22 protein-coding genes are annotated in these 23,909 nt (G+C 64.3%); 10 read left to right on the top strand and 12 right to left on the bottom strand.

Annotated features, from left to right (window positions below; genetic code table 11):
• Positions 1 to 199: 199 nt before the first annotated feature.
• Both AC1VNY_RS32865 and AC1VNY_RS32860 read left to right on the top strand, forming a co-directional pair.
• Positions 200 to 1,438: an ATP-binding protein gene (locus tag AC1VNY_RS32865; RefSeq protein WP_482408279.1), complete on the top strand. Its 1,239-nt coding sequence runs from the start codon at positions 200 to 202 to the stop codon at positions 1,436 to 1,438.
• Entirely contained in the window at positions 1,438 to 1,809 is a 372-nt protein-coding gene (locus AC1VNY_RS32860) for a hypothetical protein (RefSeq protein WP_482408278.1), read from the top strand. The genes AC1VNY_RS32865 and AC1VNY_RS32860 overlap by 1 nt, the downstream gene beginning before the upstream one ends.
• Here AC1VNY_RS32860 and AC1VNY_RS32855 read toward each other — a convergent pair.
• Entirely contained in the window at positions 1,757 to 2,728 is a 972-nt protein-coding gene (locus AC1VNY_RS32855; protein WP_482408277.1) for a LysR substrate-binding domain-containing protein, read from the bottom strand. The two genes, AC1VNY_RS32860 and AC1VNY_RS32855, sit on opposite strands and share 53 nt — an antisense overlap.
• Positions 2,729 to 2,814: 86 nt before the next feature.
• Between AC1VNY_RS32855 and AC1VNY_RS32850 the strand changes: the two genes are divergently transcribed.
• Complete coding sequence (locus AC1VNY_RS32850) at positions 2,815 to 3,885, top strand: YeiH family protein (protein ID WP_482408276.1); 1,071 nt, start codon at positions 2,815 to 2,817, stop codon at positions 3,883 to 3,885.
• A gap of 63 nt (positions 3,886 to 3,948) precedes the next feature.
• Here AC1VNY_RS32850 and AC1VNY_RS32845 read toward each other — a convergent pair whose 3' ends face one another.
• Positions 3,949 to 4,962 (bottom strand): formamidase, encoded by a 1,014-nt coding sequence (locus AC1VNY_RS32845; protein WP_028339439.1) that lies wholly within the window; start codon positions 4,960 to 4,962, stop codon positions 3,949 to 3,951.
• A 225-nt stretch (positions 4,963 to 5,187) separates the two neighbouring features.
• On the opposite strand from AC1VNY_RS32845, the gene AC1VNY_RS32840 reads away from it, so the two are divergent.
• Complete coding sequence (locus AC1VNY_RS32840; RefSeq protein ID WP_482408275.1) at positions 5,188 to 5,865, top strand: cysteine hydrolase family protein; 678 nt, start codon at positions 5,188 to 5,190, stop codon at positions 5,863 to 5,865.
• Between the two features lie 273 nt (positions 5,866 to 6,138).
• Positions 6,139 to 6,750, top strand: a complete 612-nt coding sequence (locus tag AC1VNY_RS32835) for an LOG family protein (protein WP_482408274.1) — start codon at positions 6,139 to 6,141, stop codon at positions 6,748 to 6,750.
• 144 nt (positions 6,751 to 6,894) lie between these two features.
• On the opposite strand, the gene AC1VNY_RS32830 is transcribed toward AC1VNY_RS32835, so the two are convergent.
• From AC1VNY_RS32830 to AC1VNY_RS32815, 4 genes are all read right to left on the bottom strand, one after another.
• The gene (locus AC1VNY_RS32830; RefSeq protein WP_038383999.1) at positions 6,895 to 7,719 is read right to left on the bottom strand and encodes a carbohydrate ABC transporter permease; all 825 of its coding nucleotides are present in this window, start codon (positions 7,717 to 7,719) and stop codon (positions 6,895 to 6,897) included.
• Positions 7,716 to 8,678, bottom strand: coding sequence for a carbohydrate ABC transporter permease (locus tag AC1VNY_RS32825; RefSeq protein ID WP_411780077.1), 963 nt, complete (start codon positions 8,676 to 8,678; stop codon positions 7,716 to 7,718). The genes AC1VNY_RS32830 and AC1VNY_RS32825 overlap by 4 nt, the downstream gene beginning before the upstream one ends.
• 53 nt (positions 8,679 to 8,731) lie before the next feature.
• Positions 8,732 to 10,054, bottom strand: coding sequence for an ABC transporter substrate-binding protein (locus AC1VNY_RS32820; RefSeq protein ID WP_482408273.1), 1,323 nt, complete (start codon positions 10,052 to 10,054; stop codon positions 8,732 to 8,734).
• A 115-nt stretch (positions 10,055 to 10,169) separates the two neighbouring features.
• Positions 10,170 to 11,024: a VOC family protein gene (locus AC1VNY_RS32815; protein WP_482408272.1), complete on the bottom strand. Its 855-nt coding sequence runs from the start codon at positions 11,022 to 11,024 to the stop codon at positions 10,170 to 10,172.
• A 77-nt stretch (positions 11,025 to 11,101) separates the two neighbouring features.
• On the opposite strand from AC1VNY_RS32815, the gene AC1VNY_RS32810 reads away from it, so the two are divergent.
• From AC1VNY_RS32810 to AC1VNY_RS32800, 3 genes are all read left to right on the top strand, one after another.
• Positions 11,102 to 12,469, top strand: coding sequence for an NAD(P)/FAD-dependent oxidoreductase (locus AC1VNY_RS32810; RefSeq protein ID WP_482408306.1), 1,368 nt, complete (start codon positions 11,102 to 11,104; stop codon positions 12,467 to 12,469).
• A 228-nt stretch (positions 12,470 to 12,697) separates the two neighbouring features.
• Positions 12,698 to 13,885: a 6-phosphofructokinase gene (locus AC1VNY_RS32805; protein ID WP_482408271.1), complete on the top strand. Its 1,188-nt coding sequence runs from the start codon at positions 12,698 to 12,700 to the stop codon at positions 13,883 to 13,885.
• 142 nt (positions 13,886 to 14,027) lie between these two features.
• A complete protein-coding gene (locus AC1VNY_RS32800) occupies positions 14,028 to 15,245 on the top strand; it encodes a fructose 1,6-bisphosphatase (RefSeq protein WP_482408270.1) in 1,218 nt (405 codons plus the stop codon).
• A 15-nt stretch (positions 15,246 to 15,260) separates the two neighbouring features.
• Here AC1VNY_RS32800 and AC1VNY_RS32795 read toward each other — a convergent pair whose 3' ends face one another.
• The 4 genes from AC1VNY_RS32795 to AC1VNY_RS32780 form a co-directional block, all read right to left on the bottom strand.
• Complete coding sequence (locus AC1VNY_RS32795; protein ID WP_482408269.1) at positions 15,261 to 16,886, bottom strand: ABC transporter ATP-binding protein; 1,626 nt, start codon at positions 16,884 to 16,886, stop codon at positions 15,261 to 15,263.
• Positions 16,883 to 17,713 (bottom strand): ABC transporter permease, encoded by an 831-nt coding sequence (locus tag AC1VNY_RS32790; RefSeq protein WP_016843116.1) that lies wholly within the window; start codon positions 17,711 to 17,713, stop codon positions 16,883 to 16,885. Before AC1VNY_RS32790 ends, AC1VNY_RS32795 begins: the two co-directional genes overlap by 4 nt.
• 2 nt (positions 17,714 to 17,715) lie before the next feature.
• Positions 17,716 to 18,693 carry an ABC transporter permease gene (locus AC1VNY_RS32785; protein WP_304499138.1) on the bottom strand — a complete coding sequence of 326 codons (978 nt, stop codon included), beginning with the start codon at positions 18,691 to 18,693 and terminating at the stop codon, positions 17,716 to 17,718.
• 218 nt (positions 18,694 to 18,911) lie between these two features.
• A complete protein-coding gene (locus tag AC1VNY_RS32780) occupies positions 18,912 to 20,525 on the bottom strand; it encodes an ABC transporter substrate-binding protein (RefSeq protein ID WP_482408268.1) in 1,614 nt (537 codons plus the stop codon).
• A gap of 434 nt (positions 20,526 to 20,959) precedes the next feature.
• Between AC1VNY_RS32780 and AC1VNY_RS32775 the strand changes: the two genes are divergently transcribed.
• Positions 20,960 to 21,259: an HU family DNA-binding protein gene (locus AC1VNY_RS32775; RefSeq protein WP_021077434.1), complete on the top strand. Its 300-nt coding sequence runs from the start codon at positions 20,960 to 20,962 to the stop codon at positions 21,257 to 21,259.
• 266 nt (positions 21,260 to 21,525) lie between these two features.
• On the opposite strand, the gene AC1VNY_RS32770 is transcribed toward AC1VNY_RS32775, so the two are convergent.
• Entirely contained in the window at positions 21,526 to 22,305 is a 780-nt protein-coding gene (locus tag AC1VNY_RS32770) for an SDR family oxidoreductase (RefSeq protein ID WP_482408267.1), read from the bottom strand.
• A gap of 165 nt (positions 22,306 to 22,470) precedes the next feature.
• Here AC1VNY_RS32770 and AC1VNY_RS32765 point away from each other — a divergent pair, with 165 nt between their 5' ends.
• The gene (locus AC1VNY_RS32765) at positions 22,471 to 23,424 is read left to right on the top strand and encodes a sulfonate ABC transporter substrate-binding protein (protein WP_482408266.1); all 954 of its coding nucleotides are present in this window, start codon (positions 22,471 to 22,473) and stop codon (positions 23,422 to 23,424) included.
• 56 nt (positions 23,425 to 23,480) lie between these two features.
• On the opposite strand, the gene AC1VNY_RS32760 is transcribed toward AC1VNY_RS32765, so the two are convergent.
• A complete protein-coding gene (locus tag AC1VNY_RS32760) occupies positions 23,481 to 23,750 on the bottom strand; it encodes a hypothetical protein (protein ID WP_482408265.1) in 270 nt (89 codons plus the stop codon).
• Positions 23,751 to 23,909: the final 159 nt, after the last annotated feature.

Below are 23,909 nucleotides of genomic sequence, written 5' to 3'. Positions count from 1 at the left end.
AATTGCGCGTTTCGCAGGCCTTCGCTGAGGAGCGCTTGCTGTCCACGTTGCGTCAGCACGCCGCAGGCACCGGTCCCGGGGCCGCTGCCGGCCCCGCCCCGTCGAGTCCAGACAGATCAGACCACCGTTTCCGGCTCAGCTGGACTATTTGCGGGCCGGGCGTGAAGCGCTAGACTTGGTGCAACGGGGGGTAGTGGACATGAGGTCGTCCGTCGTCCAGGACGTTCAGTTCCCAAAGCAACCGGCGCTGCAGCTGATCTACGACACTGCGCCGATCGGTCTTGCCTACCTCTCTCCCGATTGCCGTTACCTTCAGATCAACCAGCGTCTCACCGAGATCTGCGGCATTTCGGTCGAAGGCCACCTCGGGCGTACGGTGCACGATTGCGTGCCCGCGCTGGCTTCGGCGGTCGAAGGTATCGTCCGGTCGATCATGGAGACCGGAGAGCCCGTGACCGACGTGGAGGTTTACGGCCAGCGCCCGGGCCACAATGACGAGCGATGCTGGATCACGCATTGGCATCCGCAGCGCGAACCGAACGGGAGCATCGTCGGCGTCAACGTTGCGGCCGAAGAGATCACCGATCGCAAGCGCAGCGAACGCGAGATCCGCGCCGCGCGCGATGCTGCCGAGAAGGCGTTGCACCATCTGCAGGAGACCCAGGCGTCGCTGATCGAGGCGGAAAAGCTCGCGGCGCTGGGCCGGCTGGTGGCCGGCGTCGCGCACGAGATCAACAGTCCGGTCGGCACCAGTCTCACCGTTGCGTCAGTGCTGGAGCAGAAATGCGCCGACTTCGCTGCCGAGGCCGCGCGCGGCAAGCTGAAGCGCTCCAGCCTGAGCGATTTCATCGAGGTCGTCGAAAGCGCCTCGTCGCTGCTTGTCGGCAACCTCAAGCGCGCGGCGGACCTGGTGCAATCGTTCAAGCAGGTGGCCGTCGATCGCAGCTATTTCGACCGCAGCCAGTTCGATCTCGCCGCGGTGACCGAGCAGGTTCTCTCGAACCTGCGTCCGGCCTTGCCGAAGAACAACCTGGCGCTCGAGGTCGATTGCCCGCCCGGTCTTGCCATGAACAGCTATCCCGGCCCCTACGGCCAGGTGCTGACCAACCTGTTCGTCAATTCGGTGGCGCACGCCTTTCCGGATGGCAAGGGCGGCGTGATCACGATCCGGCTGCGCGCGTCAGGCGCGGACCAGGTCGAGATCCTGTTCGCCGACAACGGTTGCGGGATGGACGACGACGTGCTGCGGCAGGCCTTCGATCCCTTCTTCACCACGCGCCGCGACATCGGCCGCATCGGGCTCGGTCTCCACATCATTCATAACATCGTCACGAACCGGCTGGGCGGAGAGCTCCATCTCGACAGCGCCCCGGGCATGGGGACACGCATGCGGATCACGCTGCCACGCGTGGCGCCGCGGCGCGTGACCGATAGTTGATGGCTGAAGGGGACGCCGAGAAGGAAATGCTCCCCGGCCTTCAGACCGGAAAACGTCCTTCCAAGCAACCGCCGCAAAAGGCATTCCACTACCCTTGCTTCCGCCCCCGTCGTCGCGACATTCTCAGGGTATTCCTGATGGTCACGACGATGAGCCAATCCGCATTCGATCCCTTCGGCGAGCCGGTCCCCGCGGTCGATCCTTCGATCGCGAGCGAGGGCGTGTCGAAATGGCTGAAGACCGCGGGCACCAGCGTGTTCTGGGTGCTGGTGGTCGGCATCGTGCTGGCGCGGGCCGTCTATTTCGAGCCCGGCGTGTTCAGCTTCGAGCATGCCGTTGCCTGGGCGCAGGGTCTGTTCGCCGCGCTCTAGCCGCAGGCCCGCGCGGCGCCGTTTTCGCGGTCCGTGCTTCCCGAATGATCCCCTCGAACGCCACCGCCGCCGGCACGTCCAGCCGGCCGGGCGATTTCAGTTGCCACAGCGTGCGCTCGATATGGACGCCCTTGATCGGGATCACCTTCAGCTTTCCGAGCTTCACCTGATCGTCGATCGTCGCGATCGACACGATGGCGACGCCGACACCCGATGCCACCGCCTGCTTGATCGCCTCGGTGCTGCCGATCTCGAGCGTCCGCTGCGGTTCGACTTGGTGCGCGGCCAGCGCCTGCGCGACCACCTCGCGGGTGCCTGAGCCGGGTTCCCGGACGATCAGGATCTCGTCGTTCAGCGACCGGATGTCGATCGGCCCCTGGACCGCTGCGAAGCGATGACCCGGACCCGCGATCAGCGCCATCACGTCGGTACGCCAGGCTTCGCTGACCAAATTCTCGTCCTCGACCGGTCCCTCGACCAGCGCGATCTCGATCTCGTGTCCCAGCATCAGCGCGGCGATATCGCTGGTGTTGGCGCTCACGACGTGCAGATCGATGCCGGGAAAGGCACGGTGGAACACGCCGAGATATTCCGGGATCATGTAGGTCGCGATCGTGGTGCTGGCACCGATCCGCAGCGACCCGCTGTCGAGATTGCGCAGCGCCTGCAATTCGTCCTCGGCGGCGCGTTCGGCCGCAAACAGCGTCTCGGCATGCCGCGCCAGCGCCGCGCCCTCCCGGGTCGGCCGCACTCCCTTCGGCGTGCGGTCCAGCAGCCGGCAGCCGACCTGCAGCTCGAAATCCCGCACGCCCTTGGAGATCGCCGGCTGGCTGATGTGCAGGAGGTCGGCGGCGCGGGAGAAACTTCCGGTTCTCGCCACGGCCGCGAACAGGCGGAGCAGATGCAGGTTGAGGGACATAACTTCTCTCTATCGGGGCAGTCCGAAAATATATTAGCCAAGAGGGGTGCCATGGCGCATAAAATCTTCTCCGAAAAGAGGATTTTGTGCCGGAACAAGAACAAGACCAGGGGCAGAAGCAGGGGGCGCTGAGGCGCATATTCCAGCTCATTCCGGGGATTCTGCTCTGCGGGGTCGTCACGGTCATCTCGCTCGGCATCCAGGCCGCCGAGGAGCGCGTTTTCGACCACCCCTATATCGAGGCCCTCGTCGTCGCGATCCTGCTCGGCATGGCGGTGCGCACCGCCTGGGAGCCGTCGGAGCGCTGGCGCTCGGGCATTGCCTTCAGCGCCAAGCAGCTGCTCGAGGTCGCGGTGATGCTGCTCGGCGCCTCCATCAGCTTTGCCGCGATCGTGGCCTCGGGCGGGCTGCTGATCGGCGCCATCGCCGTGACCGTCGTGATCATGCTGGCGGTGAGCTATGGCCTCAGCCGGATGCTGGGGCTCAAGACCAAGCTCGCGATCCTGATCGCCTGCGGCAACTCGATCTGCGGTAACTCGGCGATCGCGGCGGTGGCGCCGGTGATCGAGGCCGATGGCGACGACATCGCCTCGTCGATCTCGTTCACCGCCATTCTCGGCGTGCTGATGGTGCTCGGCCTGCCGCTGCTGATTCCGCTGCTCAAGCTGACGGCGACGCAATACGGCATCCTCGCCGGCCTCACCGTCTATGCCGTGCCGCAGGTGCTGGCGGCGACCGTGCCGGCCGGCATCGTCTCGACCCAGATCGGCACGCTGGTCAAGCTGGTGCGGGTGTTGATGCTGGGCCCGATCGTGATCGGCCTCTCGCTGCTGGTGGCGCGGCGGCGCAAGGCCGGCGCCGCCAGGGAGGGCACTTCGAAGACCGCCTCGATCAGCCCGTTCAAGCTGGTGCCCTGGTTTATCATCGGCTTCCTGGTGCTGGCCGCGCTGCGCTCGTTCCAGCTCGTGCCTGACATCGCGATCGCGCCGGTGACCAAGACGGCGGCGATCCTCACCGTCGTCTCGATGGCAGCGCTCGGGCTCGGCGTCGATGTGCGGGTGCTCTCGACCGTCGGCGGCCGCGTGACGGCCGCCGTCACGCTGTCGCTGATGCTGCTGCTGGGCTTGAGCATCGGCCTCGTGCACTTCTTCAAGTAGAGCATGATCCGGAAAAGTGTGGAGCGGTTTTCCGAAGAGATGATGCTCACATCAAAGGGCCGGCTACTCGGCGGCCTTCGCGGTCTTGCCGAACATCCGTGTCGGTGCGGGAAAGCCGCAGGACGTGCCGTCGGTGATCTTGACCTGATCTTCCCAGGGCAGGCGGAAGCGGCCGGACACCATGTCCTGCATGAACGTGTAGGGGCAATCCATCGCGCCGCCTTTCACCGCGACATAGCCGCGGTGCCAGAGCTGATAGATGTTGTTCTCGACGCCCCAGTTGATCCGCGCCTCGCGCACGAGGTCGGGCCGCACCTCGGCGGTGATGATCTCGTCGGCCCGTCCCGTGGTGCCGTGCGCGATGATGCTGCCGTCGAAGTTGACGATCATGCCTTCGCCCATCGAGTCGAACGAGCCATCCGAGCCGCACATGCAGACATTGGCCGTGACCATCAGGTTCTGGAACGCATTGGCCTGGTTGGTGAAGCGCCAGCTGTCGCGGATCGGCGCGGTGTAGCCTGCGGTGCGGATCATGATCTCCGCGCCCTTGTAGGCGCATTCCCGCGCCATTTCCGGGAACATGCCGTCATGGCAGATGATCAGCGCGATCTTGGCGCCTTTCGGTCCATCGATCACGGGAATGCCGATGTTGCCCGGCTCCCACGGCTCGACCGGAATCCAGGGATGGAATTTGCGGTAGTACAGCTTGATATCGCCGTGATCGTCGATGATCAGCCCTGAATTATAGGGGTTGCCGTGCGGGTTGAACTCCATGATGGAGAAGCAGCCCCAGATCTTGTTCTCAATGCAGGCCCGCTTGAAAGCCGCGACTTCAGGCCCGTCGAGCCGGCACATGATCTCCGGATTGGTATCCATCGAGAGGCCGTGCAGCGAGTATTCGGGGAACACGACAAGGTCCATGGTTCCGAGGTTGCGCCGCGCCTTGCCGACCATCCATACGATGCGCTCCGTCTGCCGTGCCAGGTCGGACCTTGTCGCAACCACAGGCAACTGCAGCTGCACCAGTCCGATCACCACGCCATTGGGTGACTTGTTGAGACCGCCAAGTCCATTCATGCCTGTCCTCCCGCCTGTCTGAAATGGGCTGTCATTTCGCGAACGATGATGTTCGTTCGGTCGGGCTCCCAGCTAGCAACGATCATGCCAGCAAGATCGCAGAATGCGCAAATGCAGCGTACGGTCACATGCTGATCGGGATCGCCGCGATGCGCCGCATCATTGCGCAATGGCACGCGGTTTGCTTAATAAAAAGCAGGTTTTCTCGCATTCGGGGCATGCGTCATGGCGAATTCAAGCGGGACGATCGCGGCGGAGCCGGCGCCGATCACGCTCGACTGGAGCAGGACCGCGCTCGTCATCATCGACATGCAGCGCGATTTCATGGAGCCCGGCGGTTTCGGCGAGACGCTCGGCAATGACGTCAGCCGGCTCGCCCGCGCGGTGAAGCCGATCGCCGCGGTGCTCGCCGCCGTGCGCGACGCCGGGCTGCTCGTGGTCCATACCCGGGAGGGCCATCTGCCCGATCTCTCCGACGCGCCGCCAGCGAAGGTCGAGCGCGGCGCGCCGTCGCTTCGGATCGGCGATCCCGGACCGATGGGACGAATCCTGATCCGCGGCGAGGCCGGCCACGACATCATCCCCGAGCTCTATCCGCAGGGCAGCGAGATCGTGATCGACAAGCCCGGCAAGGGCGCGTTCTACGCCACCGAATTCGGCGACATCCTGCAGAAATACGGCATCGAGAATCTGCTGGTCTGCGGCGTCACCACCGAGGTCTGCGTCAACACCACGGTGCGCGAGGCCAACGACCGCGGCTACCGTTGCGTCGTGATCTCAGACGGCTGCGCGTCCTACTTCCCGGAATTCCACGAGATGGGCCTGAAGATGATCAAGGCCCAGGGCGGCATCTTCGGCTGGGTCACCGATTCAGCCGCGGTGCTGGAGGCGCTCGCTGCGTAGAGCATGCGACCGCGAAGGCACCGGGCTCCCTCTCACGCGTGTGGGAAAGAGAAGACTCCGTAGCCCGGATGCAGCGAAGCGAAATCCGGGACCGGTCTTCACGCAGGCCCAGAATCCCGGATTACGCTGCGCTTCATCCGGGCTACAAGGCTTACTCAGGGGCGAAGCAGACACGCGACCCGACGTCAGGGATATCGCCTTTGTGACCCAAAGCGGACTCTGGCGAGCACAACAAGCTTGACGCTATGGCCGTGCATCGCGTTTATCCTGCACATGAGCACGATCAAAGCAGTCTGCGTCTATTGCGGCTCCTCGCCTGGTCACGACGTTGCCTATGTCGAGGCAGGCGAACGATTGGGACACGCTCTTGCAGCATCGGGATTAACGCTGATCTACGGCGGCGGAACCCATGGTGTGATGGGCGCGGTCGCTCGCGGCACACTGAACAACGGCGGCAAGGTCGGCGCCATCATTCCGAGATTTCTCACGAACTGGGAAACGACGACTGATGCGCTCAAGATGTTCGAAGACTTGACGATCACAGACACCATGCACGAGCGCAAACACAGAATGTTCGAGCGTTCTGATGCCTTCGTGGCACTTCCGGGTGGCATCGGTACCGTCGAAGAAATCGTGGAAATCATGACTTGGGCCCAGCTTGGGCAGCACCGTAAGCCGATGGTCCTGGTGAACATCAAAGGTTTTTGGGCGCCGATGATGGCAATGCTGGACCACATACGCAGCGCAGGTTTCCTTCATAGGGACCACCTGCTTCAACCCATTATCGTTGATCATGCCGAGGACGTAATCCCCGCGATTGTCGCGGCCGCTGCCAAAGATAGCGCGTCCGAAGTTGGTGGTTCGTCGATCATCGACAAGATGTAGATTTCAGTGTCCTCAGACGTAATGGAGCCGGGTGCCGTCGGCTTCTGCTATTGGCCGCAGCCGACATGACCGAGCGCGTGTCGTTTGTCCGCTTCTGACGGTAACGCAGGCGTCATTCGGCGGGCGGATTGACGGGTACGCGCTCTAGCCGCCTTTCACCGCGCCCGCGGTGAGCCCGGCGACGATCTGCCGCTGCGCCATCACGGTGAGCAGCAGCACCGGCGCGGTCACGATCAATGCGGCGGCGGCGAGCGGGCCCCAGCTCAGCTGGTCGAACGAGATCATGTTGTAGACCGCGACCGGCAGCGTGCGGGTCTCGCGCCCGGCCAGCACGATGCCGAACACGAAATTGTTCCAGGAGAAGATCACCGCGAGGATGAAGGCGACCGCGAGGCCGGGCTTGGCGATCGGCAGCGCGACATGGCGGAACACCTGCCAGCGCGTCGCGCCGTCGATCAGCGCGGCTTCCTCCAGCTCCAGCGGCGTGGTCTCGAAATAGCCGATCATGATCCAGATCACGATCGGCACTGTGACCACGAGGTGGATGATGATCTGCGGCACCAGCGTGCCGAGCAGGCCGAGCCACTGGAACAGCAGGAACAACGGGATCAGGTAGGACAGGCCGGGCGTGATGCGCGCGATCAGGATCACGATCGCCGATTTATGCGCGGCCATCCGTGCAATGCCGTAGCCGGCGGGCACGCCGACCAGCATCGCAAGGCCCGTGGCGCAGCCGGTGACCACAAGGCTGTTGCTGAAATAGGTCAGGAAGCGGTTGGAGGCGAACACGTCGGCATAGTTCTTCCAGGCGATGTGCTCCGGAAAGAACACCGGCGGGTAGGAGGCGTTGTCGATCTCGAATTTGAGCGACAGCGAGGCCATCCAGAGGAAGAACAGGATCGCCGGCGAGACGATGACGAACACCGACAGCCACAGTCCGATCCGTCCGAGAATCTGACGCGGGTTCATGCCTCGCCCCCGAGCTCCGAGGTCCACAGCAGGCGCTTGCGCAAGTAAAGCAGCAGCGCGGCGAGCGCCACGATCAGGAGGAAGAACACCACCGCGATCGCCGAGCCGTAGCCGAGGTCGTAATAGACGAAGGCCACGCTGTAGAGATAGACGTTGATGGTCTCCGACGCCGAGCCCGGTCCTCCTTGCGTGATCGCGAAGATGATGTCGAAGCTCTTCACCGCATCGATCATCCGGATCATGCCGGCGATGAACAGGAACGGCATGATCAAGGGGAGCGTGATGAAGCGGAACACCTGCCAGAAATTGGCACCGTCGATCTGCGCGCTCTCATAGGGTTCGGTCGGGATCGCGGCGAGGCCGCCGAGCACGATCAGCATCACCAGCGGCGTCCATTGCCAGGTCTCGACCAGCACCAGCGAGGGGATCACCGTCGCGGGGTTGAACACCCAGAGCTGCGGCGGCAGCCCGACCAGCGACAGCAGATAGTTCAAGACGCCGAGCTGCGGGTGGAACATCATGGTCCACACCAGCGCGATCGCCACCGGGGTCGCCATCATCGGCATGATGAAGATGCCGCGCAGGAAGCCGCGTGCCGCGAATTTCTGATGGAACACCACCGCCGCCAGCGTGCCGAACACCAGCGGCAGTACGACCGACAGCGCCGTGTAGGACAGCGTGTGCCCGACCGCCTCGACGAAGCGCGGATCGGTCGGCAGCCGCAAATAGTTGGCGAGGCCGACGAACACGGTCGGCGAGCCGACCTTCCATTCCTGCAGGCTCATCCAGATCGTGAACACCCACGGAAAGATGATCACCGCCAGCACCACGACCAGCGCCGGGATCACGAACGGCCAATAGGACGGCGGACGCCATTCACGCGCCGGGGCGGCCTCTCCAGAGCCTGCGGCTCTGGACTCTTGCTTTGACGCGTTTTCTTCACGCGAACCGGTACCCACTTCGCTTGAAAACGCTTTGCTGGCCGCCGCCGGCTCAGTCTGTGTCACCACGCTCACGCTTTTTCGCTACGCTCCAGGATCGGGCGGAATTGCTCGTGCGCCTTCTTCAGCTCGGTGGCGGGATCGGCGCCCGACAGCGTCGCGGTCAGCGCCGCACCGACGATGTCGCGGAATTCGGCGACCGGGATGATGACGGGCAGGCCGAGCTTCGAGATCTTGGCGGAATCAACCACCGACTGCAGCCATTCCTTGGTCTTCACGCCCTTGGCGACCTCGGCATCGTCGACGATGGAGTTGCGGAACGGCACGCCGCCGCCGGCCTGCAGCAGGCGCGCGCCCTGGCCGCGCGAGACCACCCATTGGCAGAGCAGATAGGCGGCTTCCTTGTTCTTGCTCGCGGCGGCGATGCCGACGCCGTCGCCATAGGTCGAGGAGAACTTGCCCTTGGGGCCGGCGGGCACCAGCGTGTAGCCGACCTTGCCGACGACGCGCGAGGCGGCGGGGTCTTCCAGCGGTGGCGCCCAGCCGTCGGCGTCGATCCACATCGCCGAGCGGCCTTGCGTGAAGGAGGCCATCGACTCCATCCAGTTGAAGCCGGCGACGCCGGGAGGCGCGCATTTTGTCAGCAGGCGCTGATAGAGCTTGGTGGCCTCGATCGCCTCGGGGCCGTCGGTCAGGATGTTGCCCTTGGCATCGAGGAACTCGCCGCCATAGTTCAGATAGAAGTTGGTCCACATCGCCATGTTGGCGTTGCGCAGGCCGCGGCCGACAAAGCCGTAGATGCCTTCCTTCGGATCGGTCAGCTTCTCGGCCGCGATTGCCATCTCCTCCAGCGTCTTCGGGACCTCGACGCCCTTCTTCTGGAACAGCTCCTTGTTGTAGTAGAGGATGAAATAGTCGACCGACCACGGCAGCGACAGCATCTGGCCCTTGTCGTTGCGCGCATATTGAAGGCCGGCCGCCGAGAAATCGCTCTCGACGAGGTCCGGCGGCGTCATGCTCGGATCCTTGAGGTAGCCCGACATGTCGGCGAGCCAGCCGGCCTTCTCGAACTGCCGCTTCTGCACGTGATAGCTCAGATGCACGACGTCGAAGCTCGGCTTGCCCGAGGACAGCTCGATCACGCATTTCTGGCGCTGCTGCTGCTCGGGAATCTGCTCCGACTCGACCTTGATGCCGGTGAGCTCGGTAAATTCCTTGATGTATTTCTGCAGATTGTCGCCGCGCGGCCCCTTGGCGAGGATCACCTCGAGTGTGGTGCCGGAATATTTCTTCCAGTTGATGTCGGCGCGGGCTGGAAATCTGGTCAGTCCAACCGCGCCGGCGGCCGCGGTGCCGGCCAGCATCTGCCGGCGCGAGATCAGGTGATGCGACATGTTTCTCTCCCTGGACGGTTCTTGTTTGGGAGAGATACTAGCGCCTCAACTTTCTGTGCCTAGTCCCACATGCGCGGCGCCGTTGCATAACGCTGCGCCGCGCATGGTATGGCAGCTATGCCTTGACGAAAGCGAGCAGGGTGCCGTTGCCGGAAGCCGGCGGCACGGTGATGCTGTTGCCGCTCTTCACGCCGGCTGAGCCCAGCGCTTTCTCGGTCGCGGCAAGGTCGGCCGCGATCACGAGGCCGGCGCCGCCGCGGTCGGACAGGCCATCCAGCGATACGCCGGGATAACGCTTGCCGAGCTGATCCCTGGTCAGGAACACGAAGTCGGCGCGGTCGCCGCCGGACGGCACCGCAACCGCACCGTCGGCGTCGTTCCTGACGGCGACGTCGATCATCCTGGAGAGATGCGCGGCATCGGCTGCGGGATCGGGCGAGACGATCAGCACCTGCTTGAGGCGTTTTGCCCCATTGGCGTGCTTCATCAATTCGGGAATCCACACCGTCTCGCGGGTCTTGTGCTGGCAGGCGAAGATGCGGACGCCGCCGGGCGCCTCCGCGGTCGGCCACTGGAAGGTGCGGAATTTCGCCGCGGAGACGGTGCCATCAGGCAAGGTCACCGGGCGTTCGAAATCGGTCGGCCCGATCGGCGCATAGCCGCGCGCGCGAATCTCCTCGGCGCCAGCAGCGGAATCCACCGCGGTGAACGCAATGCGTTCGATGCCTTCGCCGCGCTTCTCGAGGAAGGCGCGCGCCGGCGCATTGTGTTCGGTCGGCGTCAGCACGCCGAGCAATTCCATGTAGTCGGGGTCGAACATGATGGTGTAATTGCCCGATCCCATATGCGCGCTATGGGTGCCGCGCGGCGACACGGTGAAGCCGAGCCGCTTGTAGTTCTCGGCGGCCTTGTCGAGGTCCTTCACCATGACCACGGCGTGATCGATTCCGATGACGTTCTTGAGTGCCACTTGTTGTCTTCCCGGCTGGAATAGGAGAGTAGAGTTAGCTAACCAGAATGACCGGGCGCCCGCAAGAAAGGATCATGATGAACAGCAATGCCGTGCGCTGGCCCAATTCGCTCTGGGCAGCAGTGACGCCCTCCGGCCCTGATTGTCCCGAGCTGACCGGCGCGCAGCAGGCCGATGTCGTCGTCATCGGCGGCGGTTTCACTGGCTTGTCGACCGCACTGCATCTGCGCGAGGCCAATGTCGACGTCGCGATCGTCGAGGCCGCCGAACCGGGCTGGGGCGCCTCGGGGCGCAACAACGGCCAGGTGATCCCGACGCTGTCGCGTCCCGATCCCGACGACATCATCGCGAGACACGGCGCGGCCGGCGAGCGCTTCGTCGCGATGCTGCGCGACAGTGCCGCTGATCTGTTCGACGTCGTCAAACGCTACAACATCGAGGCCGAGCAGGAGCAGGCCGGCTGGGTGCAGCCGGTGCACTCGCCGGGTCGCATCAAGATCGCGGAGCGGCGGGTGCAGCAATGGTCGAAATTCGGCGCGCCTGTCGAGTTGCTGTCGCGCGATCAGACCCGCGACATGCTCGGTTCGGATGCCTGGTACGGCGGCTTCTGGAACAGGACCGGCGGTCACGTCAATCCGCTGGCGCTGGCGCGGGGCCTTGCGCGCACCGTGCTCGGCCTCGGTGCGCGGATCTATGCCCGCTCGCCGGCACTCAGTTTCGAGCGCCGCGGCGATCGCTGGGTGGTGAAGACGGAGAAGGGTGAAATCTCCGGCCGCGCGCTGGTGGTCGCGACCAATGCCTATAGCGGCGAGTTCGCGAAATCGCTGGTGCCGGAGATCGCAACCGAGGTGATGCCGGTGCTGTCGTGGCAGATGGCGACGCAGCCGCTGTCGGACAATGTCCGCAAGACCATCATCCCCGCCCGGCAAGCGATGTCGGACACCCATGGCGAACTGTATTTCGCGCGTTACGACGCCCGCAATCGCCTCGTCACCGGCGGCGCCGTGCTCGGCCCCGGCGACAAGACCGGGCGGCTGAAGGCACGGGTGACCGAGCGGTTGCAGCGCCTGTGGCCGCAGATCGGCGACGTCTCCTTCGACTTTGTCTGGAACGGCTATGTCGGGATGACCGCGGATTTCCTGCCGCGCATGCACCGGCTGGGTCCGAACGCCTATGGCTGGACCGGCTGCAACGGCCGCGCGGTCGCATTGACGATCCCGCTCGGCCGCGAATTGGCACGCGCGGCCCAGGGCGTCCCGGAAAGCGAGCTGGCGCTGCCGTTCTCCGAGCCGGTGCAGTACATGGCGCATGGATTGCTGCGCAAGCTCGCGCCCTGGATGCTGGTGCTCTACCGGCGCCGCGATGCACAGGAACTGGTCAAGGGCGATCGTTTCGAGCTGCTGCGATGGGCGGAGTATTTCCTCGCCTCGCGCCGTTCACGGTAAGCGCGGAGCAACGTCGCGCCACGCACGCGAGATAATGGGCATGGAGGGGCAAGCCGCCTGAGGCGGGGACTGGTCGGAGAACGTCGCTGGAAGAGTGGGGGCCCAAGGGGGCCCAAGCAGGTTCGGCCGGTGCCGCGATCACGAGGATTCCGCCGTTGGCGGATAGCGTTGTGGAAACCCCGACGCGACGCAGGCGTTATTGCCAGATAGCAACCCTGGGAGGTGGGCATGGCGAGGAAGCGCATTGGTATTCTCACGGGAGGCGGTGACGTCCCCGGCCTTAACGCGGTGATCAAGAGCGTGACTTATCGCGGCAGCGAGGACGACATCGAGGTTGTCGGTCTTCGCCGGGGCTGGGAGGCCCTCACGCACCTGAACCTCGACGACCCGGCCAGCAAGTCCCATTACATCATCCCGCTGAACCGCGAAAACACGCGCGTCATCGACCGGCGCGGCGGCACCGTGCTGCACTCGAGCCGCACCAATCCCTCCAAAATGAAGAAGCTGCCCGATCATCTCGCGGGCCGCGACTTTCCGGTTTCCCGGAGCACCAAGGGTGGCATCGCAACCGCGACGTGGGACCTCACCGACGAGGTGCTCGCGAACCTCGCGGGGCTCGGTATCGAACATCTGATCGCCATCGGCGGCGACGATACTCTCAGCTACGCGGACAAGCTCAACAGGCGAGGCGTCAAGATCATTGCCATCCCGAAGACGATGGACAACGACGTTCGCAACACCGAATACTGCATCGGCTTCTCGACCGCGATCACCCGTGCCAGCGATGCCATCCAGCGCCAGCGCACCACCGTCGGCTCGCATGAGCGTATCGGCATTTTCCGCGTCTTCGGTCGCGATGCCGGCTTTACGGCACTCTATACCGCATACGCAACCTCGATCCGATGCGCCATACCGGAGTACAAGGTCAATCTCGACAAGCTGATCCAGCTTCTCCTGGATGACAAGCACGGCAACCCAAGCAACTACGCGCTGATCGTGCTCAGCGAGGGCGCCGAGTGGGAGGGTTACAAGGTGCAGGAATTCGGCGAGCCTGACGCCTACGGTCACCGCAGGAAGGCGAGCGTGGCCGAAGCGTTCGCGGACGAGATCAAGCGGCGCACCGGCGAGGAGACCATCGTCTCTGACCTCACCTACGACCTGCGGTCAGGCGATCCGGACTTCATCGACAAGCTTGTGGCGCTGACGTTCGGCAACATGGCTTACGATGCGATCCTGGAAGGCAAAACCGGCCTCATGTCGGCGCTGGTCGAGGGCCGCTACGACCTCGTGCCGATCCCCGACGCCAAGCTCGGGCCACGCAAATTGGACGTCGCAAGCGCGTACAACACCGAGCGCTACCGTCCTCTCTATTCCAACAAGCGGGGCCTGCCGATCTTTCTCAACCGCGCTTCATAGGGCGGGTGGTAACCCCATCGAGCATGACGAGCTATTCCAGATGCGTCGATAGCCCGTATCGACACGCGGTGACGGAGGGCCATAGTTCCGCAAGCAATTTGCGCAGGGAACCTGTCGCACCACACGACGTTCTTTTTCGCAAATGAGCGCGCCGTCGCCCCCGGCGCAGCGAGCGCCGAGGCGAAGGCGCTGCGCTGCGGTCGGAGGGATGCTCATGAAACTCACCATTTCGGTCATCAAGGCTGACATTGGCTCCGTTGGGGGCCACACGAAACCATCTGCGCGCATGATGGCGGCTGTCGAAGGGGAGGTCGCGAAGGCGATCGACAACGGTCTCCTGATCGACGGGTTCGTGCGCCATACCGGCGACGATATTGCGATCATCATGACGCACACGCGGGGCGAAGGGAGCTCCGAAGTCCACCAATTCGCCTGGAAGACGTTTCTCGCGGCCACTGCGGTTGCGAAGACCTCCGGCCTCTACGGCGCCGGCCAGGATCTTCTCGTCGACGCCCCTTCCGGAAACGTTCGCGGCGCGGGCCCGGCCGTCGCCGAACTCAGCTTCGACCACAGCCTCTCGGGCGCGAGACCCGCGGAGTCCTTCATGGTGTTCGCCGCAGACAAATGCGGCCCCGGCGCCTACAACCTGCCGCTCTATCTGGCTTTTGCCGATCCCATGTATTGCGCCGGGCTGATGCTGCCCCCGATGATCAAGGGCTTCCGTTTCCATATCATCGATATGGACAACACGGCCGGCGACAGCGTGATCGAACTCGATGCGCCCGCGGACGGCTACCACATTGCGGCGCTGCTTCGCGACAACGAGCGCTTCGGCATTGATCGCATCGTCTCGAAAACCTATGGCGAGGTCGCCGCCGCCGTTTCGGCGCAGCGCCTTCACTCCATCGCAGGCAAGTACACCGGCAAGGATGATCCGGTCGCGGTCGTCAGGAACCAGGGCATTTTCGCGGCGCCCGAAGAAATCATCTCGCCCTTCGCCAAGGCGCACTTCGTGGGCGGCGATGCGCGCGGCTCGCATGTGATGCCGCTCATGCCGGTGCCGCTCAACACCCCGGTGACGGGGATGTACTGCCTGCCGATCGTGTCCTGCGTCGGCTTCTCGATCGACCGGGACGGGAAGTTCGCGGAGTCCTATACCGATTTCTTTGACAACCTTGCGTGGGACGAGGTCCGCCAGCGCGCGCAGCGCAAGGCGATCGAGATGCGCAGCCAGGGCTGGTCCGGCGCTGCGATGCTGCCCTATTCAGAGCTGGAATATGGCGGATTCCGCGACACGGTATCCGGATTGCTGAAGCGCTTCCGGCTGCGGGAGGAGCCCAAGCCACAAGCGGCGGAGTAGGCCGCGCGTGCCCGGCTACACGGTTGCGGTGCCGTGCTCGCGCGCGAACGCGCCGCCGGGGATCGCTGACAGCAGCGCCTGCGTATAGGGGTGCTGCGGCTTGCCGAACACCTCGGCGGTCAGCCCTTGCTCGACCACGGCGCCATCCTTCATCACGGCGACGAGATCGCAGATCTGGGCGGCGACGCGCAGATCGTGGGTGATGAAGATGATGGAGAGGCCAAGCTGCTGGCGCAGCCCGGCGAGCAGCTTCAAGACCTGCGCCTGCACCGAGACGTCGAGCGCCGAGACCGGCTCGTCCGCAACCAGCACGTCCGGCTTCAACGCCAGTGCCCGGGCGAGCCCGATGCGCTGCCGCTGGCCGCCGGAGAATTCGTGCGGGTAGCGATCGCCGGCGGACGGATCGAGGCCGACCAGCTCGAACAGCTTTCGCGCCTCCGCAATCGCGGTGGCGCGGTCGGTGCCGTGCACGATCGGTCCCTGCGCCACCAGCTCGGCCGCCTTGCGGCGCGGATTGAGCGAGGCGAACGGATCCTGGAACACCATCTGGATGTGGCGGGTCTCGCGCCTGACATCGTCGCGGCCGAGCTTTGCCCAGTCCTTGCCGTCGAGCACGATCGACCCGGTGTCGGGATCGATCAGCCGCACGATGCAGCGCGCGAGCGTCGATTTGCCCGAACCGGATTCGCCGACGATGCCGAGCGTCGCGCCGCGCGGCAGGTGCAGCGAGACGTTCTTGACGGCCTCCGTGATCCGCGCCCCGCGGCCGAGGAAGCCGCCGGTGCGGTAGGTCTTGGAGACGCCGTCGATGGTCAGGATGTCCTTGCCGGACAGGATGCGCGGCAGCGGCGCCTTCAGCGGCGGCACGGCCGCAATCAGCTGTTTCGTGTAGGCATGCTGCGGATCGTTCAGCACATCATCGGCCGTGCCTTGCTCGACGATCGCGCCGTGCTGCATCACCCCGACGCGGTCGGCGATTTCGGCGACCACGCCGAAATCATGCGTGATGAACAGCACCGCGGTCTTCTTGCGCTGCTGCAAATCGCGGATCAGCTTCAGGATCTGGGCTTGCGTCGTGACGTCGAGCGCGGTGGTCGGCTCGTCCGCGATCAAAAGCTTCGGGTCGAGCGCCAGCGCCATTGCGATCATCGCGCGCTGGCGCTGGCCGCCGGACAGCTCGTGCGGATAGGCTTTTGCGGCCGCCTTGGGGTCGGGGATGCGGACGTCCTCGAGCAGCGCCTCGACCCGCGCATTGATCTCGGACTTCGACAGGCCGGTGTGGATCGCAAACATCTCGCCGATCTGGTCGCCGATGGTGCGCAGCGGATTGAGCGCGGTCATCGGCTCCTGGAAGATCATCGCAATCCCGGCGCCGCGCACATCGCGCATTTCGGCGCTGTCGGCGGCGCAGAGGTCGCGGCCGTCGAACATCATCCGGCCCCGTTCGATCGTCACCTCGTTCGGCAGCAGCCGCATGATGGCGTTCGCCATCATCGACTTGCCGGAGCCGGACTCGCCGACCACGCAGAGGATCTCGTTGGAGGCAATCGACAATGAGACGTCGGACAGCGCATGCGGCCGGTCGGCGCCCTCGGGCAGGCGCACCGTCAGGGCGTCGAGGGAAAGGACGCTCTCGCTCATCGGCTCTTCAGCCTCGGATTGAGCGCGTCGTTGAGGCCCTGGCCGACCAGCGACACCGCGAGCACGGTGACGAGGATCGCAATGCCGGGGATCGCCGAGACGTACCACTGCACCCGGAGCACGTCGCGGCCGAGCCCGATCAGATTGCCCCAGGAGGCGACGTTGGGATCGGACAGCCTCAGGAAGGCGAGCGCGCTTTCCAAGAGGATCGCGACCGCCATCACCACGCTGGCATAGACGATCACCGGCGGCAGCGCGTTGGGCAGGATTTCGCCGAGAATGAGCTGGACGTCCTTCATGCCGAGCGTCTTGCCGGCCTGAACGAATTCGCGGTTGCGCAGCGACAGGAACTCGGCGCGGGTCAGCCGCGCCGGCGCCGGCCATGACACCACGCCGACCGCGATCGTCACCGTGGTCAGGGTCGAGCCGAACACCGCGACTAGCACCAGCAGCAGCACGAAGTTCGGTAGGGTTTGGAATGCCTCGGTGATCCGCATCAGCACATTGTCGACCCAGCCGCCGTAGTAGCCGGCGAAGGCGCCGACCAGGATGCCGATCAGGATCGCGATCACGGTGGCGACGCCGCCGATCAGCAGCGAGATCCGCGCGCCGTAGAAGATCTGGGCGGCGATGTCGCGGCCGGAATTGTCGGTGCCGAGCAGGAAGCGCGGGTTGGAGAACGGCCAAATCAGCGGCCGGCCCGCAAGGGCGAGCGGATCGCGCGGATAGAGGAGACCCGCGCTGATTGCCATCGCGATGACAAGCAGCAGCAGGATCAGGCCGATCACCGCGGCCGGGCTGCGGAAGTAGCGTTTCACGGCATCCATCGTCAGCCCTCCGCCGCGATGCGCGGATCGAGCCGCGCGTAGAGCAGATCGACGACGAAGTTCACGGATATGACGAGCAGGGCGGACACGAAGACGATGCCGAGCAAGGTGTTGAGATCGCGCTGCACCACGGATTCATAGGCAAGGCGGCCGAGGCCGGGCAGGGAGAACACGCTCTCCACCACGACCGAGCCGCCGAGCATGGTGCCGGCCTGCAATCCGATCAGCGTCACCATCGGCAGCAGCGCGTTGCGCAGCACATGGCGGGTGATGACATGGGTCTCGTCCAGCCCCTTGGCGCGGGCGGTGCGGACGAAATCGAGGTTCAAGACCTCCAGCATCGAGGCGCGCATGATGCGCAAATAGATCGCGAGGAAGATCAGCCCGAGCGTCAGCGTCGGCAGCACCAGATGGGCGGCGATATCCAGCACGCGCCAGATTCCGGTCTGGACGTTGCCGATATCCTCGAAGCCGCCCGGCGGCAGCCACTGCAGATAGACGGAGAACAGCACGATCGCCATCAGCCCGAACCAGAACGAGGGCGTGGCGTAGAAGATCAGGCCGAGCGTGGAGATCATCGTGTCCGGCCAGCGGTTGACGCCACGCGCGGCGATCACGCCGAACACGAGACCAAAGAAGAACGCGAATGACAGCGACGCCGTCATCAGCAGGATGGTCGGCGGCAGCCGTTCCAGGATCACGGTCGCCACCGGCTTGCCGTAGATCGAGGAGAAGCCGAGGTCGAGCCGGACCAGATGCCACAGATAGTTGCCGAGCTGCGCCGGAACCGAGAGGTTCAGCCCGTAGAATTTGCGCAGCGCCTCGGCGGTCGCGGCATCGCCGCCACCCATCTGCGCCATCAGCGCATCGACGGTGTCGCCCGGCGCGAGCTGCAGCAGCAGGAACACGCCGATCAGGATCAGGAACAGGGTCGGGATCGAGGCGGCGAGCCGCCGCCCCGCAAGGCTCAGGATACGCATGCGTTATTGTGACTGATAAGGAGTTGGAGTGCGACGACTTTCGTCGTGCCATTTCGATCTGTTCGTCAAGCCACTGATTTCAACGGGCCAGTCCGCGCCGGCCAATTCCTCATCCTGAGGAGCTTGCGGAGCAAGCGTCTCGAAGGATGAGGCCACCACCGGGGCCCCATGGTTCGAGACGCGCTTCGCGCTCCTCACCATGAGGGGTGAGCCACGCCTCACGCACTCAGCCAAAGATCGTGCCAGCTCGTCGAGCCCCAGCGCGGCGTGTTGGAGTGGTTGCGCGCCTTGGCCGTGATCACGGTGACGAAGATCTGCTCGATCGGCATCCAGACCGGCAGCTCGGTGTTCACCTCCTTGACGAAATCGGCATAGAGCGCCTTGCGCTTGGCCGGATCGACTTCGGTAGCGGCATCGTCGATGGTCTTGTCGACGGTCTTGTCCTCCCAGCCCCACTGGTTGGTCCACGGCGCGCCCTTGGGCTGGCCGGAGCGGTACCACACCGTGGTCGAGACAGCGGGGTCGTTGCGATACTGGTGCCAGCCGGTCGCGAGATCGAAGGCGTGCTCGTCATAGACCTGCTTGAGGAAGCCGCCGCCGTCGTTGCGCACGATGTCGACCTGGATGCCGACTTCGCCCAGCGACTGCTGGATGAAGGTCGACCACAGCGAGATGTCCTCGCCCCACGGTGCCGGCAGCAGTTTCAGCGCGAAGCGGTTGCCGCCACTGGCCTTGAAACCGGCCTCGTCGAGCAGCGCGATCGCCTTGGCCTTGTCATAAGGATATTGCGGCGTGTTCGGCCCGGGGTAGAAGTCGGTCGAGGTCGACGGGATCGGGCCGGTGCCGAGCTTGGCGAAATCGCCCAGGAAATTCTCGATGAAGAACGGCACATTGATCGCGTGCGCGATGGCGCGGCGGACCCGGATGTCGGCCAGTTCCTTGCGGCGGAAGTTGAACTCGATGGTGTTGGTGCGGGCGTTGCCCTCATTGCCCTTGGTCTGGACGATGAAGCGCTTGTCCTTGCCGAGCCGCGCCATGTCCGAGATCGTCAGGCCCGAGAACGGGCTGTAGTGCAGCTCGCCGGCCTCCATCTGCGCGGCCGCGGCGGCGCGGTCGGTGATCACCTTCCAGACGATGCGGTCGAGATAGGGCGCGTTCGGCCGCCAGTAGTCCGGGTTGCGGTCGGCGATGATGTATTGCCCGCGCTCATATTTGACGAATTTGAACGGGCCGGTGCCGACCGGCGCCAGATTGGTCGGGTTCTGCCTGATGTCGCCGCTCTCATAGAGATGCTTGGCGGAGACATAGCCGAGGTCGGGCAGGGCGCGGAGCAGCAGGTTCAGCGGCATCGGCCGCTCGTAGCGGAAAATCGCGGTCTGCGGATCGGGCGTATCGACCGATGTGAGGAACAGCTGCAGCGTCGATCCGTAGTTGAGGATCTTCTTCCACATGTTCATCGCGGTGAAGGCGACGTCCTCCGAGGTGAACGGCTTGCCGTCGTGCCAGGTGATGCCCTTGCGCAGCTTGAAGGTGACGGTCTTGCCGTCCGGTGTCGCCTCCCAGCTCTCGGCGAGCACGCCGACCGGCTGGCCGTTGGCGTCGAGGTCGACCAGGTTCTCCTGGATCTTGCCGCCGATGATGTAGACGCCGGTCGAGGCCTGGATGCTGGGATTGAGCTGGCGCTGCTCGGCGCCGTAATGGACGTTGAACACGCCGCCCTTGCGCGGGGTTTCCTGCGCGAATGCCCGCATCGGATTGATGACATTGGCCGCAATCGCGGCCGAGGTCAGAAGGGCCGTGCGGCGGTTGATCTCGAGGCGGCTCAAATCCATACGCGGGTCTCCAGCACATACATAAAGGCTTGCATCCGGCGGCCAGCCGATCGGTCGTGGCCACGCTTCGCCGATGTTACCTTGGATTGGGAACCCGAGTCATTTTCTAATGGCTCGGCCTTTTGGAGGATCGTTTCCGAAACCTGAAGTGGCGTGCCGCAGCGTCTCGCAACCCGGATTGCGCGCGGCATTGTCGCACTTGGGCCGCGCGGGATGCGCCTGGTGATTCTCTCCAGGGGACGTTTTCGGGAGCGCCGAAGCCGCGCAAACCCTGTAAATTTAGGGGTCGGAAGCGCCTTGACTGGAAAAAACACTGGAAAAACCCCTGATTCGGGGGCTGTCCACAGCGATATTGTGGTTGGGAGTGCAGAAAACACTGTTTTTCTCGGCGTTTTCCGCCATATCGTGCCCACTCCAGAATCAATGGAGCAACCATGGCTACCCAACTGTCGAAGTCGCAAGTGATCGAGAAGATCGCGACCACCACCGAACTCTCCAAGCGCGACGTCAAGAACGTTTTGGACTCGCTCGTCGATGTCGGCCACAAGGAGCTGAAGAAGGCCGGGGTGTTCCTCGTCCCCGGCTTCGCGAAGTTCGTTGTGGTCAAGAAGCCGGCGACCAAGGCGCGCAAGGGCACCAACCCCTTCACCGGCGAAGAGATGATGTTCAAGGCCAAGCCGGCCCGGAAGATCGTCCGCGCACGGCCGGTCAAGGCCGCCAAGGACGCGGTTTAAGACGAGAAGGCCTCCGGTGACGGAGGCCTTTTGCTTTTGAGCCGTCGCTTCCTGCCGTTGGTTGCCAGCCCGCGTTTTCCAGCGAGTGGACACCGGTTCGCGTGAAGAAAACGCGCCAAAGCAGAATCTGGAGCCCTGGTTCTGGTTGAACCAGGACCGGGGCTCTAGAGCGTTTTCGAGCGAAGTGGATACCGGTTCGCGTCAAGAAAACGCGTCAAAACTAGAATCTAGAGCCCCGTTCCGATTCCATCGGAACGGAAATGGCTCTAGACTACCGGCGACCGGCCGCCATCGACATTGATCGCGGTGCCGGTGATGTAGGAGCCTTGCTCCGAGGCCAGGAAGCAGGCGAGGTTGGCGAACTCCTCCGCCGTGCCGATGCGGCCGAGCGGCGTGCCCTTGGCAAGACCCTTGGCGAATTCCCCGAAATCCGTGCTCGGCGCCTGGGCAGCATGCCGCTTGACCCATTGATCGCTCATGATCAGGCCGACCAGGAGCGCATTCACCAGGATGTTGTGCTCGCCGCCTTCATTGGCCATGACCTTGGTCAGCGCCATGCCGGCCGCGCGCGACACCGAGGTCGGCGCGGAATTGCCGGCCGGCGCCTTGGCGAAGGTGTTGAGCACGTTGATGATGCGGCCCCATCTGCGCTGCTTCATGCCCGGCCACACCAGCCGGCTGAAGCGGATCGCCGCGAACAGTTTCAGGTCGAGGTCCTCCTGCCAGGCCTCGTCGCTGATGCTCTCGAACGCCAGCGTGCGCGCGGTGCCGGCGTTGTTGACGAGCACGTCGATCTTGCCGAGATCCGCGACGATCTGGTCGTGGGCCTTGGTGATATCGGCGGCCTTCGCGACGTCGCAGACGTAATCGCGCGCCACAAGGCCATCCCTGGCGAGCGCTTCGCGCGCCGCTGTGAGATCGGCGGCGCCGCGGGCAAGGATCGCGACCTTGGCACCGGATTCGGCAAACCGCCGCGCTACCGCGATCCCGATGCCCTTGCTGCCGCCGGTGACCACCGCGACGCGGTCCTTCATCGATAGTTGCATGCTGCTCTCCCTGTTGTCGTTGCGGACGGCGTCAAAGAAATTCTGCCGCGCCGATGCTGCGTGAAAGGCTTGAACCGGAAATCGCCTATCTTTGAAATTGCTGCGATCAGCAAAATCAAACACGCTTGCCCTCTCCAATACTGTCTTTCGAGGGGGAAAGCGAGCATGCGAAACTGGCTGGGTCGAAGTCTTGCGCTGGCGATGGCCGGCTTGCTTCTGGGCTGGAGCGCGCTTCCGTCCGCGCAGGCAAGAGACAAGGTCTTTCGCATCGCGTTCCAGAAGGGCGGCGGCAATCTGATCTTCCTCAAGGAGCGCGGTATCCTTGAGCAGAAACTGGCGCCGCTCGGCTGGACGGTGAGCTGGAACGAATTTCAGGCCGGCCCGCAGCTGCTCGAATCCCTGAATATCGGCGCGGCCGACTTCGGTCCGGTGGGCGAGGCGCCGCCGATCTTCGCGCAGGCCGCCGGCGCCAACATCGTCTATGCCGGCTACGAGCCCGCGTCGCCCCGAAACGAGGCGATCATCGTGCCGAAGGACAGCCCGATCAAGACGATTCCCGATCTGCGGAAGAAGCGCGTCGCGTTGAACAAGGGATCGAACGTCAATTACTTCCTGGTGCGCGCGCTGGAAGCCAACGGTTTGAACTATCAAGATATCGAGCCGGTCTACCTTGCGCCGGCGGACGCGCGCGCGGCGTTCGAACGCGGCGCGGTGGACGCCTGGGTGATCTGGGATCCATACTATGCCGCGGCGGAAATCGGCCTCGGCGCGCGCAGCATTGCGGACGCGAGCGGCCTTGCAGCCAATGTTTCCTTCTACATCGCATCGCGGCCGATCGCGGAAGAGAATCCGAAGGTGCTGACCACCGTGCTGACGGCGATCGACGAGATCGATCTATGGATCAGGGACAACCGCAAGCAATACGCGGCCGAACTCAGTCCGAAGATCGGTCTGCCCGCCGACATCATCGAGCGCTCGGTCAATCGCGCCGAGCTCGGCGCCCGGCGCGTGGACGCTTCGGTGCTTGCGGAGCAGCAGAAGATTGCCGATGTCTTCACCCGCCTCAAGCTGATCCCGAAGGCGATCAACGTATTCGATGCCGAATGGAAGACGGAGTGAGCCGGCGGCACTCCCAATAAGTCAAGCCCGAGCGCGCTCCCCAGCAATGGCGTTTGCTAGGAAGCGCCGGTCTCATCGGGCAACTCGGCGAGCAGGAAGCGATCAGAGCCGTCGGCAAATTCGTCAGCGACGTCGCGATACAGCATGGCTTCCTCGGGGGTGGCCGCACGGATACCGGTGGGCTCGCACGCCTGCGATGGCTCGCGGTGTCGACGATGAAACGCCTCGAAGGCCGCGGCGAGCCATGGCGTCCGCAGCAATTGCCGGGCCTGCGCAAGGCTCGCAGCCTCAAACGCGAACGCCGCATGCTGGCGTGTCTCGATCACAAAAACCGTTCGTTGCCTGATTGCCATTATGCGTATCGGGAGCTCTAGAGCGAAAGCATCACCAGCAGTGTCATGCAGGCAAGATGCGCTGCAACGATCAGTGCGAGATGGAGCGGACCGGACATCGGATGTCTCCATTGCTGTCTCTTATAAACATCT

The sequence above is a fragment of the Bradyrhizobium ferriligni genome, from assembly GCF_056837965.1.
This window is presented reverse-complemented; position numbering and strand designations above follow the sequence as displayed.

Bases quoted from the DNA above. Each gene is read 5' to 3' on its own strand.
- AC1VNY_RS32865 (WP_482408279.1), top strand. From the start codon at position 200: ATGAGGTCGTCCGTCGTCCAGGACGTTCAGTTCCCAAAGCAACCGGCG.
- AC1VNY_RS32860 (WP_482408278.1), top strand. From the start codon at position 1,438: ATGGCTGAAGGGGACGCCGAGAAGGAAATGCTCCCCGGCCTTCAGACC.
- AC1VNY_RS32855 (WP_482408277.1), bottom strand. From the start codon at position 2,728: ATGTCCCTCAACCTGCATCTGCTCCGCCTGTTCGCGGCCGTGGCGAGA.
- AC1VNY_RS32845 (WP_028339439.1), bottom strand. From the start codon at position 4,962: ATGAATGGACTTGGCGGTCTCAACAAGTCACCCAATGGCGTGGTGATC.
- AC1VNY_RS32840 (WP_482408275.1), top strand. From the start codon at position 5,188: ATGGCGAATTCAAGCGGGACGATCGCGGCGGAGCCGGCGCCGATCACG.
- AC1VNY_RS32835 (WP_482408274.1), top strand. From the start codon at position 6,139: ATGAGCACGATCAAAGCAGTCTGCGTCTATTGCGGCTCCTCGCCTGGT.
- AC1VNY_RS32830 (WP_038383999.1), bottom strand. From the start codon at position 7,719: ATGAACCCGCGTCAGATTCTCGGACGGATCGGACTGTGGCTGTCGGTG.
- AC1VNY_RS32820 (WP_482408273.1), bottom strand. From the start codon at position 10,054: ATGTCGCATCACCTGATCTCGCGCCGGCAGATGCTGGCCGGCACCGCG.
- AC1VNY_RS32810 (WP_482408306.1), top strand. From the start codon at position 11,102: ATGAACAGCAATGCCGTGCGCTGGCCCAATTCGCTCTGGGCAGCAGTG.
- AC1VNY_RS32805 (WP_482408271.1), top strand. From the start codon at position 12,698: ATGGCGAGGAAGCGCATTGGTATTCTCACGGGAGGCGGTGACGTCCCC.
- AC1VNY_RS32800 (WP_482408270.1), top strand. From the start codon at position 14,028: ATGAGCGCGCCGTCGCCCCCGGCGCAGCGAGCGCCGAGGCGAAGGCGC.
- AC1VNY_RS32795 (WP_482408269.1), bottom strand. From the start codon at position 16,886: ATGAGCGAGAGCGTCCTTTCCCTCGACGCCCTGACGGTGCGCCTGCCC.
- AC1VNY_RS32790 (WP_016843116.1), bottom strand. From the start codon at position 17,713: ATGGATGCCGTGAAACGCTACTTCCGCAGCCCGGCCGCGGTGATCGGC.
- AC1VNY_RS32785 (WP_304499138.1), bottom strand. From the start codon at position 18,693: ATGCGTATCCTGAGCCTTGCGGGGCGGCGGCTCGCCGCCTCGATCCCG.
- AC1VNY_RS32780 (WP_482408268.1), bottom strand. From the start codon at position 20,525: ATGGATTTGAGCCGCCTCGAGATCAACCGCCGCACGGCCCTTCTGACC.
- AC1VNY_RS32775 (WP_021077434.1), top strand. From the start codon at position 20,960: ATGGCTACCCAACTGTCGAAGTCGCAAGTGATCGAGAAGATCGCGACC.
- AC1VNY_RS32770 (WP_482408267.1), bottom strand. From the start codon at position 22,305: ATGCAACTATCGATGAAGGACCGCGTCGCGGTGGTCACCGGCGGCAGC.
- AC1VNY_RS32765 (WP_482408266.1), top strand. From the start codon at position 22,471: ATGCGAAACTGGCTGGGTCGAAGTCTTGCGCTGGCGATGGCCGGCTTG.